Origin of the sequence: Nonomuraea cypriaca (assembly GCF_015645445.1) — a bacterium.
In the GTDB taxonomy this organism is placed as follows: Bacteria; Actinomycetota; Actinomycetes; order Streptosporangiales; family Streptosporangiaceae; genus Nonomuraea; species Nonomuraea cypriaca.
Genome location: NZ_JADOGI010000298.1, coordinates 1 through 11,144 on the forward strand (window position 1 = coordinate 1; position 11,144 = coordinate 11,144).

The 11,144-nt window shown below is 70.9% G+C and carries 16 protein-coding genes, 1 tRNA gene and 1 pseudogene; 11 read left to right on the top strand and 7 right to left on the bottom strand.

Going from position 1 to position 11,144, the window contains the following annotated elements; translation table 11 throughout:
• A partial coding sequence (locus tag ITP53_RS49460; protein ID WP_195902430.1) for a DUF523 domain-containing protein occupies positions 1-145 on the bottom strand: 145 nt, incomplete at its 3' end.
• Complete coding sequence (locus ITP53_RS49465) at positions 115-1,470, bottom strand: DHA2 family efflux MFS transporter permease subunit (RefSeq protein ID WP_236052049.1); 1,356 nt, start codon at positions 1,468-1,470, stop codon at positions 115-117. The genes ITP53_RS49460 and ITP53_RS49465, both read right to left, overlap by 31 nt.
• A 36-nt stretch (positions 1,471-1,506) precedes the next feature.
• On the opposite strand from ITP53_RS49465, the gene ITP53_RS49470 reads away from it, so the two are divergent.
• From ITP53_RS49470 to ITP53_RS49495, 6 genes are all read left to right on the top strand, one after another.
• Positions 1,507-2,286, top strand: a complete 780-nt coding sequence (locus ITP53_RS49470; RefSeq protein ID WP_195902432.1) for a TetR/AcrR family transcriptional regulator C-terminal domain-containing protein — start codon at positions 1,507-1,509, stop codon at positions 2,284-2,286.
• Positions 2,287-2,297: 11 nt separating this feature from the next.
• Entirely contained in the window at positions 2,298-2,660 is a 363-nt protein-coding gene (locus tag ITP53_RS49475; protein WP_195902433.1) for a hypothetical protein, read from the top strand.
• Positions 2,657-3,034: a hypothetical protein gene (locus tag ITP53_RS49480; protein ID WP_328818334.1), complete on the top strand. Its 378-nt coding sequence runs from the start codon at positions 2,657-2,659 to the stop codon at positions 3,032-3,034. The genes ITP53_RS49475 and ITP53_RS49480 overlap by 4 nt, the downstream gene beginning before the upstream one ends.
• Before the next feature lie 31 nt (positions 3,035-3,065).
• Positions 3,066-3,671, top strand: a complete 606-nt coding sequence (locus ITP53_RS49485) for an SRPBCC family protein (protein ID WP_195902434.1) — start codon at positions 3,066-3,068, stop codon at positions 3,669-3,671.
• A gap of 124 nt (positions 3,672-3,795) precedes the next feature.
• A complete protein-coding gene (locus ITP53_RS49490; RefSeq protein ID WP_195902435.1) occupies positions 3,796-5,007 on the top strand; it encodes a CynX/NimT family MFS transporter in 1,212 nt (403 codons plus the stop codon).
• A complete protein-coding gene (locus ITP53_RS49495; RefSeq protein WP_195902436.1) occupies positions 5,004-5,825 on the top strand; it encodes an alanyl-tRNA editing protein in 822 nt (273 codons plus the stop codon). The genes ITP53_RS49490 and ITP53_RS49495 overlap by 4 nt, the downstream gene beginning before the upstream one ends.
• A gap of 1 nt (position 5,826) precedes the next feature.
• Here the strand turns inward: ITP53_RS49495 and ITP53_RS49500 are convergent, their stop codons facing one another.
• On the bottom strand, positions 5,827-6,345 hold the full coding sequence (locus tag ITP53_RS49500; RefSeq protein WP_195902437.1) for a dienelactone hydrolase family protein: 519 nt from the start codon (positions 6,343-6,345) through the stop codon (positions 5,827-5,829).
• A 51-nt stretch (positions 6,346-6,396) separates the two neighbouring features.
• On the opposite strand from ITP53_RS49500, the gene ITP53_RS49505 reads away from it, so the two are divergent.
• The 3 genes from ITP53_RS49505 to ITP53_RS60770 are packed head-to-tail and all read left to right on the top strand — an operon-like array spanning position 6,397 to position 7,619.
• Complete coding sequence (locus ITP53_RS49505; RefSeq protein ID WP_328818338.1) at positions 6,397-6,816, top strand: MarR family winged helix-turn-helix transcriptional regulator; 420 nt, start codon at positions 6,397-6,399, stop codon at positions 6,814-6,816.
• Between the two features lie 53 nt (positions 6,817-6,869).
• Entirely contained in the window at positions 6,870-7,085 is a 216-nt protein-coding gene (locus ITP53_RS49510; protein WP_195902439.1) for a helix-turn-helix domain-containing protein, read from the top strand.
• 3 nt (positions 7,086-7,088) lie between these two features.
• Positions 7,089-7,619 (top strand): Clp protease N-terminal domain-containing protein, encoded by a 531-nt coding sequence (locus tag ITP53_RS60770; protein ID WP_195902440.1) that lies wholly within the window; start codon positions 7,089-7,091, stop codon positions 7,617-7,619.
• 7 nt (positions 7,620-7,626) lie between these two features.
• Here ITP53_RS60770 and ITP53_RS49520 read toward each other — a convergent pair whose 3' ends face one another.
• Positions 7,627-8,643: an RNA polymerase sigma-70 factor gene (locus ITP53_RS49520; protein ID WP_195902441.1), complete on the bottom strand. Its 1,017-nt coding sequence runs from the start codon at positions 8,641-8,643 to the stop codon at positions 7,627-7,629.
• A 75-nt stretch (positions 8,644-8,718) separates the two neighbouring features.
• Between ITP53_RS49520 and ITP53_RS49525 the strand changes: the two genes are divergently transcribed.
• Positions 8,719-8,791 (top strand) — tRNA-Ala (locus ITP53_RS49525).
• 263 nt (positions 8,792-9,054) lie between these two features.
• Positions 9,055-9,486, top strand: coding sequence for a GNAT family N-acetyltransferase (locus tag ITP53_RS49530; protein ID WP_195902442.1), 432 nt, complete (start codon positions 9,055-9,057; stop codon positions 9,484-9,486).
• A 4-nt stretch (positions 9,487-9,490) separates the two neighbouring features.
• Here ITP53_RS49530 and ITP53_RS49535 read toward each other — a convergent pair whose 3' ends face one another.
• The 3 genes and pseudogenes from ITP53_RS49535 to ITP53_RS49545 form a co-directional block, all read right to left on the bottom strand.
• Positions 9,491-10,012, bottom strand: coding sequence for a nucleoside-triphosphatase (locus ITP53_RS49535; RefSeq protein ID WP_207757540.1), 522 nt, complete (start codon positions 10,010-10,012; stop codon positions 9,491-9,493).
• Between the two features lie 221 nt (positions 10,013-10,233).
• On the bottom strand, positions 10,234-10,437 hold the full coding sequence (locus ITP53_RS49540; RefSeq protein ID WP_195902443.1) for a DUF4236 domain-containing protein: 204 nt from the start codon (positions 10,435-10,437) through the stop codon (positions 10,234-10,236).
• A 136-nt stretch (positions 10,438-10,573) separates the two neighbouring features.
• Positions 10,574-11,144, bottom strand: a pseudogene (locus tag ITP53_RS49545) (PLP-dependent aminotransferase family protein); the annotation flags it as partial.

Genomic DNA, 11,144 nt, shown 5'->3' on the forward strand with positions numbered 1-11,144 from the left:
GCCCGCCCTCCACCTCCGGGCAGAACGGCACCAGCCGCTCCTCCGCCCGCCACGCGGCCAACCGGGCGTCGGCGCTGGTCTTGGCGCCGCCGTCGTAGCGCACCCGGCGGCCCATCAGGCAGGCGCTGACGAGGATCCTCTCCACGCCTTCGATCCTATGAGCGCGATCGGCACCAGCGAGACGGCCGCCAGCGCGACCGCGCAGCCGAACGCGTACGTGAAAGGCTGCGCCACCCCCGCCCTGGTGAACACCTGCGACAGCACGGCCAGCAACGCGACGCCGAACGGCGCGGCCAGCCGTACCGCGATCGTGCTCAGCGTGGTCGCGGCGGGGAGGGCGGCGCCGTCGAGCGTCTTGAACGCGGCGGCCATCACCGACGTCGACACCAGCCCGTGCCCCAGCCCGAGCACGAACATCGGCGCCGGCCCGCCGGCCGCCACGAACCACACCATCCCCGCCACCGCCAGGACGACGCCTGCCGCGCCGACCCCTTTCGGCCCCCTGTCGTCGGTGAGCTTGCCCGCGAGCGGCATCGTGATCGCCGCGCCGATCCCCATCGGGGCCAGCAGCAGCCCCGCGTCCAGCGCGCTCCCGCCGCCGGCGACCTGGCTCTGCAGGGGTACGAGCACCGTGAAGCCGAGCATCGCGGCCGAGTAGCACACCATCGCGCTCACCGCCGAGGCGAACGTGCGGTTCCCGAACAGCCGCAGATCCAGCAACGTCCCCGAGCCCCTGAGCGCCCGCACCACGAACGCCGCGACCAGCGCGACGCCGATCCACAACGCCGGATGCAGCGGGGAGGCGCCGTCGCCCACCTCGGACAGGCCGTAGACGAGCGCGGCCAGGCCGGGCGACAGCACCGCCAGCCCGACGGCGTCGAGGGCCTGCGGGCTCGCGCCCGGACTGCGGGGCAGCACCACGAGCGCGGCCAGCAGCGCCAGCGCGCAGATCGGCACATTGAGCAGGAACAGCCACCGCCAGCCCGCCGCCTCCACGATCACCCCGCCGAGCGGCGGCCCGAGCACGGGCACCAGCATCGCGGGAATCGAGATCGTGGCCATCGCGCGGCCCATCCGGTCCTTGCCCGCCACCTGGGCCAGCATCATCTGGCCCACCGGCAGGAGCAGGCCCCCGCCCAGCCCCTGCACGGCGCGGAAGGCGGCCAGGCTGCCGGCCGACCAGGCGGCGGCGCTGAGCGCGGAGCCCGCGATGAACAGCACGAGCGAGAGCAGCCAGACGTTCCTGACGCCGAACCTGCCGACCGCCCAGCCGTTGATCGGGACCGTCATCGACAGGGCCAGCAGGTAGCCGGTGACCGCCCACTGCATGGTCGCGAGCGTCGTGTGGAAGTCACGGGTCAGGATGTGGAGCGCCACGTTGACGATCGTGGTGTCGAGCATCGTCATGACGACCCCCAGGAGAACGACCAGGCCCGTCGTCCAGAGAGGGTCTCGTACGCCGTATCGCATGTCGTACACCGTATCACTTTGGCTAGACTGGATGGTGTGAGCTCTCTCTGGACGCGACCCACGCCGCCCCGACGTCCGGCGCTGACCAGGGAGGCCATCGTGGCCGCCGCCATCGCGATCGCCGACGCCGAGGGGATCGCCGCGGTCTCGATCAGACGCGTGGCGGCCGAGCTGGGCGCGCGGGCGATGACGCTGTACTCCTACATCGAGCGCAAGGAGGACCTGCTGGCGCTGATGCTCGACGAGGTGGCCGCCGAGGTGCTCGTCCCCGATCCGCTGCCCGACGGCTGGCGGGCCGCGCTGCTGCTGCTCGCGCGCAGGGAGCGGGAGCTGGTGCGCCGCCATCCCTGGCGGGTCGACCTGATCTCGCAGCGCGTCCCCATCGGGCCGAACGCGTTGCGGCACGTGGAGCAGAAGCTGTCCGTGTTCGACGGGCTGGGCATCGACCGGCTGACGGCCTGGCGGTTCCTCGCCGTGTTCAACGACTACATGACCGGGTTCGTCGTCAGGGAGTCGCTGGAGCGCGCGGCGCCCAGGCAGCTCGGGATCAACGACGCCGAGCGGGCGGCGGTCGCGGAGCCGTACATCAAGGAGCTGGTGGAGAGCGGGGAGTTCGCGCGGCTCGCGCCGATGATCCAGCAGGGGGTGCCGGGCGCCGACGACAACTTCGAGCGCGGCCTCGACTGGGTGCTGGACGGCCTCGAACACGCGGCGAAGGCCGCGGCCGGGGCCTCGGGGACGGGCGGCGGCTCGGGGGTGGATGCGGACGGAGGTTCGTGGCGGACGGAATCCGGGGGCGACGCACCCGGGCGATAGCCTTGGCGTCGATGAACACCACCGTCGCCACGATCGTCATCGCCTGCTCGCTGCTGCTGATGCTGGCGAGCCTGGTCGTCGCCGTCCGCAACCGGCCGATGGGCATGATCCTGCTGGTCGGCTTCGCCGTGCTCGAGGTGACGGTGCTGGTGCAGCTGGGGTTCGTGATCGCGGCGGTGGCCGGGGGCGAGGGGCCCGCCGACACGGTGACGCTCTGGGGTTACCTCGGCGGTCAGGTGCTGATCCCGCCGGCCGGGGTGTTCCTGGCGCTGGCCGAGCGGAGCCGGTGGGGGTCGGCGATCCTGGTCGTGGCCGGGTTCGCGATCGCGGTGATGACAGGGCGGCTGCTGCAGATCTGGCAGGGGGTCGCGTGACCACCTCGATCGGCACCGGTCCAGGGCGTGCGCTGGTCGCCGTCTACGGCCTGTTCGCGCTGGCGGCGGGGGCCAGGGCGGCCGTGCAGATCGCCGGCAGGTTCGGGGAGGCGCCGCTGGCGTACTCGCTGTCGGCGTTCGCGGCCGTCGTCTACATCGTGCTCTCCGTCGCGCTCTTCCGGGGCGCGCGCGGCCTCGCGCTGGTCGCGCTCGGCATCGAGCTGGCCGGCGTGCTCGTCATCGGCACCGCGAGCCTGCTCGACCCGGCCGCATTCCCCGACGAGACGGTCTGGTCCGCGTACGGCAAGGGCTACCTGTTCATCCCCCTCGTGCTGCCCGTCGTGGGCCTCTACTGGCTGCTGCGCAGGCGTTAACGCCCGGCGTGTCCGGGCAGAGGCACCCCCCATGAGCACCATCGAACACTCAATAGACGTCGAGGTTCCCATCAGGGTCGCCTACGACCAGTGGACGCAGTTCGAGAGCTTTCCCGAGTTCATGGAGGGAGTGGAGTCGGTCAAGCAGCTCAGCGACACGCGTACCGCCTGGGTGGCGGAGATCGCGGGGGTGCGCCGCGAGTTCGAGGCCGAGATCACCGAGCAGCATCCGGACGAGCGGATCGCCTGGCGTTCCCTCGACAAGCCGCACCAGGCCGGCGTGGTGACCTTCCACCGGCTCGGCGACGACACCACCAGGGTCACCCTCCAGATGGAGTACGACCCAGAGGGCCTCGTGGAGACGGCGGGGGACCGCCTGCAACTCGTCCGGCTGCGGATCGTCAACGACATGCGGCGCTTCAAGATGTTCATCGAGTCCCGCGGCGACGAGACGGGCGGCTGGCGCGGCGAGGTCCCCGGTCCGCACCAGCGCGGCTCGACCTACGGCGACAGCGACCAGCCGGTACCCCCGGGCACGATCGGCGGCGACTCCCCGTCCTCCGGCACCACCCTCCCGCCGCCCGGCCCGAATCCCCCGCGCGACGAGCCGCCCGAAGGTCCCCGCCCGGTTCTGTGATCTCCGCACCGCTCTGGGGGCCCATCTGCGTCGATAGCTGGGTGGGGTGGAATAAGGGTGGATTTCGGGACTGTTAAGGTGGTGATTCGTCCCATGATTTGATGAGTGGAGGATTCCCCCTGCCATGAGCGTGCTCGCCCAAGAGTCCCGCGCCAGAACAACACCCCTTGCCTGGCTGCTCGTGCTGGGGATCGTCCTCGCCGCACTCAACCTCCGTACCGCCGTGACCAGCGTCGGCCCCCTTCTCGGCCAGCTCACCGGCTCGCTGGGGATGACGAGCGTGGGCACCGGTCTCCTCACCACCCTGCCGGTCCTGGCGTTCGCCACCGTGGGCGCGATCACGCCGACCCTGGCCAGGCGTGTGGGCGAGCACCGGTTGCTGCTGCTGGCGCTCGTCGTCCTGGGCGTGGGCCTGCTGGTCAGGTCGGTGGTCGGCTCGGCGCCGGTGTTCCTGGTGAGCAGCGCGGTGGCGCTGTCCGGCGGGGCCGTCGGCAACGTGCTCATCCCGACGCTGATCAAGCGCCACTTCCCGGCACGTACCGGGATCATGACCACGGTCTACACCACGGCGCTGGCGGTGGGCACCATGCTGGCCGCCGCCGCGACCGTGCCGATCGAGCGGGCGTCGGGCGACTGGCACATCGCGCTCGGCGTGTGGGCCGCGCTGGCCGCCGTCGCCACCCTTCCGTGGCTCGCGCTGCTGCGCAGTGAGCCGGCACGGGACACCGGTGGCCGGGACGAGGGCATCCGCGGGCTGATCAGGAGCAGGCTCGCGTGGATGATCGCGGTCTACTTCGGCACTCAGGCGATGATCGCGTACATCATGTTCGGCTGGCTCGCCACGATCCTCGCCGACGCCGGCTACAGCACCTCGCAGGCCGGGCTGGTCCTGGGGGTGTTCACCGCGCTCAACATCCCCGTCTCGATCATCGTGCCCATGGTCGCCTCCCGCTTCCGCGACCAGCGTCCCGCCGTGGTGGGGCTCGTCGTCTTCTACGCGGCCGGGTTCCTGGGGCTCTGGGTGGGGCCTGCCTCCTGGGCTCTGGTGTGGGTGCTGTTGGTGGCCGTGGGGATGGGGTCGTTCCCGCTGGCGTTGATGATGCTCGGGCTGCGCACCCGTACGCCGGAGAGCACGGCCGCGCTGTCGGCGTTCGGGCAGAGCGGCGGATATCTCATCGCCGGCGCCGGTCCGTTGCTGGTGGGCATGCTGCGCGAGGCGACCGGCGGGTGGGCGGTGCCGTACACGCTGATCTTCGCGGTGCTCGTCGCGCAGTTGCTCTCCGGCCTGTACGCGGGCCGCAACCGCTATTTGGAGGACGAGAGAATGACACGGTGAATTCCACTGATGTCACCTTTCCCGACGGCCGGATCAGCGGCCGTTCCCAGATCGTCGGGGTCGTGCCGGTGGGGGCCCGGCACGGCCTCGTCGTCGCCGAGACACCGTTCCATCCCCTCGACCACACCTGGCCCGACCAGCCCGCCGACCGCGGCACGATCGGGGGCCTGCCGGTCGTCGACTGCGTGACAGGGGCCCAGTCGACCACTGGCGAGGTCTTCCTCGGCGACGCGATCCCGGTGCGGCGCGGTGCGGAGGACTGGCAGTGGCTGGTCGTCCACGTGACCGAGTCGCCGCTGGCGGTGGGCACGGACGTGGACCTGGAGGTGGACGGCGTCTTCCGCGCGGCGCTCTCGGCCGGGCACACCGCCTGCCACCTGGCCGCCCTGGCGCTCAACGCCGCACTGGCCGGCCGCTGGCGCAAGGAGGTGGCGCGCGACCGGCTCGGCAATCCCGACTTCGACCAGGCGGCGATCACCTCGTCGCGGATCGGCGAGCACGGCAGCGTCGACGTCTACCGCCTGGGCAAGTCGCTGCGCAAGAAGGGCTTCTCCGCCGAGGACCTGGATCTCGGGCTGGTCGCCCAGCAGGTGAACGACCGGCTCAAGGAGTGGGTGGCCGCCGGCGCGCCGGTCCGGCTCGACGTGCCGGGGCTTGGCCTGACCGCCCGTCGTACCTGGCACTGCTCGCTGCCCGACGGTGAGGCGTCCATCCCGTGCGGGGGTACCCACGTACGGCACACGGCGGAGCTGGGCCGGGCCGAGGTCACGCTCACGCTCGACGAAGCGGCCCTGACCATGCGCACCACCTTCGGTTAGCTCAGCGGCTCGCCAGGAAGGCGAGCACCCGGTTCCAGGCGTCCGCGCAGGCCGCGGCGTGGCCGGCGTACCCGGCGTCGAAGAATCCGTGCGGCGCCCCGGGGTATGTGACGATCTCGTGCTCGACCCCGGCCGCGGTCAGCGCCGCGTCGAATTCGGTCACCTGATCCGCGGGAATGCCCTGGTCCGCCCCTCCGAACAGGCCGAGGATCGGCGTTCCCAGCTCCATGACGGGGAACGACTCGCCCCGGTCGTCGCCGGGGGCCGTCCTGCCGTAGTAGTCGATGGCGATGGCCGGATGGCCCTGCTCGGCCAGGCGGACGGCGAGCTGCCTGTAGAACCCGTGGAGCCCGCGCACATCGGGGACGATCACCACGCCAGATCCTCGCACGTCGTCGGGCCGGGCTTCGTACGCGGTGAAACCGGTGCCGTCGGACGAGGTCAGACGGACGTCGGCGGCTCGGGTGCCGGTGATGGGCGGCTGGAGGCGCGGCGGCGCGGCATCGTTGTCGTAACACATGGTGCCGTGAAAAGTACCAAAGCTGAATTGATAAAGCTAGACTTGCTTTTTGTGCTGGCCAAGGAACTGAGGATCGCGGTCGGGCGGCTGGCCCGCCGGATCCGGCAGCTGTATACGAACGCCTCGGGCGGCGACGTGTCGTTCACCGAGTTGGCCGTGCTCTCGCGCCTGGAGCGGGACGGGCCGCACGGGTCCGCCCAGCTGGCGAACCTGGAGCGGATCACCGCGCAGGCGATCGGTACCGTGCTGGGCGGGTTGCATCGGCGTGGGCTGGTGGAGCGCGGCCCCGACCCCGCCGACGGGCGGCGGGTGATCACCGGCATCACGGACGCCGGACGTGCCGCGCTGGACGACCGCGAGCAGGTCATCACAGAACGGCTCGCGGGCGCCCTCGACTCCCTCACCCCTGACCAGCGGAAACGCCTGGCGGAAGCGCTTCCCGTACTCGTTCTGCTCGCGGAGCGGCTCTAGCCGGCCGTCAGCATGTGTTGACAAGTACCCGCTTGTCAACACATGCTGACACCATGGAAGTCACCGAACTGGCCGAGGCGGCCGCCGACCGGGATCCCGCGGTGGGGCTGGAGGCGGTGTCCGCGCTCAGGGCCCTGCTGGAGGAGCTGGAGGCGGTCCACGTGTCGAACGCCCGCGCCCAGGGCTGGTCGTGGGAGCAGATCGCGGGCGCGCTGGGGGTTCGGCGGCAGTCCGCCCATCGCAAGCATGCCCGCAGGACGGGGAGGTAACGCGTGTTCGCCAGGTTCACGGAGGATGCCCGACGGGCCGTGGTCAGGGCCGGGATCCTCGCGCTCGACGCGGGGCGGCCCGCGCTCGACGCCGATCTCATGGTGCTGGGGCTGGCCGAGGTGCGGCCGTTCTCGCTCGCGTCGTTCACCGCCTCGGGGCGGGACGTGCGGGAGCGGGTGGACGTCGGCGACGCGCGCTCGCTGCTCGCCACGCTGGGGATCGACCTGGACGAGGTGCACCGCCGTACCAGGGCGGGCGCCGACGTGCCCGGGGCCTGGAGCCTGCGGCGCTCCCGGGTGCGCCCTTTGCGGTTGACCCTGTACGGGCCGCTCGGCGAGATCCCGCTGGCCATGCACGCCAGGAAGGTGATCGAGGTGGCGAGGTGGCGTCCTGGACCGGTCACGGGGGAGCGGCTGCTGTGGGGCCTGCTGGCCGACTACTCGAACGGCGCCGCCAGAATCCTCATCGACGCGGGCGTCAACGTGTCCGAGCTCGTGCGCGAGGCCGGCATCCCGCACCGCCGCACCGCCTGACCACGCCTCACCGGCCCGGGGCGGCCGGGTGGTCGCCCCCATCTTCCACGCCGGCCGTGTGCTCGCCCCCTTCCTCCACGCCGGCCGGGTGGTCGCTCCCGGCCGTGGCGGCTGGGTGGTCGCTCCCGGCCTCCGTGGCGGGTGTGAGATGGCCGAGCTTCTCCGGATTCGCGATCAGGTAGATGGTGTCGATCTTTCCGTCCGAGACCACGAGCGAGAGCACCGTGACCACCTTGCCTCCGGCTGAGATGAGCACCGCCGGTCCGTTGTTCACCATCCCCATCCCGAAGGACAAATCGGAGATCTCCGCCAGGCCGATCGAGGCCATGAAGCGCGCGATGTTGACCGGGCTGTTGATCGACAACAGGTAGCGGCTGACGTTCTCGGCCCCGGTGATGACCCGCAGCGCGGCCCTGGCCTTCCCGCCGCCGTCGCTGACCATCGTGGCCCCGCTGGACAACAGCTCGATCAGCCCGTCGATGTCGCCGTTCGCCGAGGCGTTGATGAAACGCTCGGTCATCCGCCTGCGCTCGTCCCGGCCCACCTCGTACCGCGGCCGCTTCTCCTCCACGTGCTCCCTCGCCCGCCTGGCGAGCTGCCTGGTGGCCGGCTCGGCCCGCCCGATGACCTCCGCGATCTCGGCGAATGGCAGGTCGAACGCCTCCCGCAACACGAACACGGCCCGCTCAAGGGGCGACAGCGTCTCCAGCACCACCAGCAACGCCAACTCGACGGAGTCGGCCAGCTCGGCATGCTCGGCGACGTCGGGCGCGGTGCTGATCGGCTCCGGCAACCAGGGCCCGACGTACGACTCCCGCCGCGACTTCGCCCACCGCAGCCGATCGACGGCCAGCCGCGAGGTCACCCTGATCAGATACGCCTTGGGATCCCTGACGGTCGCCTCGTCCACCCCCGACCAGCGCAGCCACGCCTCCTGGACGACGTCCTCGGCATCGGCGACGCTACCCAGGATTCGGTAGGCGACTCCGATCAGCAGGCCGCGATGCTCTTCAAAGGTCGGCATAAACCCCAAGACGTATCACGAGACCGTCGGCGTGACACATGGGCTCCGGAACTCCTATACACTTGGTGATCGCAAGGGGCTATGGCGCAGTTGGTAGCGCGCCTCCATGGCATGGAGGAGGTCTGGGGTTCGAATCCCCATAGCTCCACCCCACACAGAAAAGCCATCTCCCGTGATCGGGAGGTGGCTTTTTTCATTCGGCGGCCGGCGCCACGACCGTCTTCGGGCGGTGCGCCGCAGTTCCTCGCGTTCCACCCGGCTCCGGAAGCCGAACTCCAGGATGACGGTCTGGCCGAGCCGCAGCAGATCCTGCGTGTGCAGCCAGCGCACCTTCTCCAGCCGGACCGCCGGCCCGCCGGGCATAGGCTCGGGTACGTCATTCGACCCCCGGAAGGCAGGAGCCACTAATTGGTGCGCATTTCTCAGGAGACCTCGTTCGACGAGGCCGAGATCTTCGAGCTTTACGACTCGGTCGGCTGGGGACCCTGGACGCGTGACATCGCCAGGGTCTGCCGGAGCCTGGTCAACTCACATCTCGTCATCACCGCCAGGAACGAGTCCGGGCAACTGCTCGGACTGGCGAGAACGGTGTCCGACGACGAAATGGTCTGCTACGTGCAGGAGCTGCTGGTCAACGCGAGGTTCCACGGTCAGGGCATCGGCCGCCGGCTGCTGGAGCACCTGATGGAGCGCTACGCGCACTGCCGCTACTTCATGCTGACCACCGATCACGAGTCGACGCCGGAAGGGCTTGCCAACCACGCCTTCTACCGGCGGCTCGGCCTGATCGAACACCATGAGCAAGGGCTGTCGGCCTTCGGGTTGAAGGTCGCCGACTCCTGATGGCTCAGGCGGTCAGGAGGCGACGCAGGGTCTCCGGCAGGTCGTCGCGGTTGCGCGGCGTCACCGTGATCAGCTCGGCCTCGATGCGGGACCTCACCGCCGGATGGCTGCGCTGGTGGATCGTGGCCACGACGGGGACGCCCGCCTCGAAGAGCGTCAGGCAGCGCGGCAGGAACGCCGGCGACAACAGCTCCATGGGTCCGATCTCGTCGATGAGCGCGACCGCGCCCTTCGTGGTCAGCGCCCGATCGATAGCCGGCAGCGCGACACGCTCGAACGCGGGCACATTGACGCCGTAGCGCCCGATCCTGGGCCCGGTCACCCAGGAGACGTGGGCCATGACCGCCTTCCGCCCGCCGAACTCCTCCACCGTGAAGCCGGCCCGCCGCCCGTGCTCGCGTACCTCGTCACTGAGGAAACCGCGGACCGGCACGTCCGCCGCCCGCAGCAGCTCGGCCAGGCGGCGGACGACGGTGGTCTTGCCGGTGCGGGGAGGGGCGGTGAGCAGGATGCGCGGCCGGGACACGGATCCAGGATCGCAGACCCGTCACTCGTCGAGAACGGCCAAGTAGCGCGAGTCGCGTTCAGGACCGAGCCGGCCGGATCTCCCTCTACGCCCCTTGACATGTACGACACCGGGAACCGGGCGCCACGCGCGCCTTGAGGACCGCGGTGCGGAAAGAGGCCGGGCCGGAGGCTTTCGCCCCCGGCCCGTTCTATTTCAAGCGGTCGATGACCGCCGAATGGTCAGTAATGCCGTGGATAGCGCCGATTGCCGAACGTCTTGCCGACCTGGAAGCCTCCGGGCAGGCGCACGGACACGTGGCGGCGGCCGTCAGGGGTGGTCGAGATGTGGAAACGCCGGTTGCCGTAGCTGTGGCCGACGCCTTGCCGCGACAGGTTGATCCGGAACGGCCCCACCTTGATCGACTTTCTGTAGTGCCAGCCCATGTCCCTCCTCCACTGTCGTGCGCTCTGTCTCGAAAACGACTGGCGCGTCCGCCGAGTTCCCGTTCACCGGAGCGCCGTGAGGGTCTCGGCCAAGGCTTCGAGCGCGTGCGGGTCGGCACGTTCGGAGGGGGGCGGCCTACCCGATGTGCAGGCCGCCGGGACCGGGGCCGTGCCAGAGGGGCGAGGCGGCGCGCAGGGCGATGCCGCGGCGCTCGCACGCGGCGAGGAGGTCGGCTTCCGCGGGGCCGTCGCCGGGGAGCAGGAGCAGCGAGCGCAGTCCGGCGGCCACCCCCGGCAGGGTGACGCCCGGCATCGCGCGGTTGAGGCGGGCGAGCAGCAGGTCGCGGCGGCGGCCGTAACGCAGGCGGGCGGCGCGGATGTGCCGGTCGTAGTCGTGCGTCTCGATCAGCCTGGCCAGTGCGAGCTGGCCGAGCACCTCCGCGTGGGAGTCCGCGTGCAGCTTGGCCTCGGCGACCGGCTGGACGAGGCCGGGCGGCAGCGCCATCCAGGACAGGCGCAGTGCGGGGGACAGGCTCTCCGACGTGGTGCCGAAGTACACGACGTGCTCGGGCGCGGTGCCCTGGAACGCGCCGACGGGCCTGCGGTCGTAGCGGAACTCGCCGTCGTAGTCGTCCTCGATCACCAGCCCGCCGCCGAGCGCCCATTCGCGCAGCGCGCGGCCGAACCGGCGACGCGCGCTGCGCGAA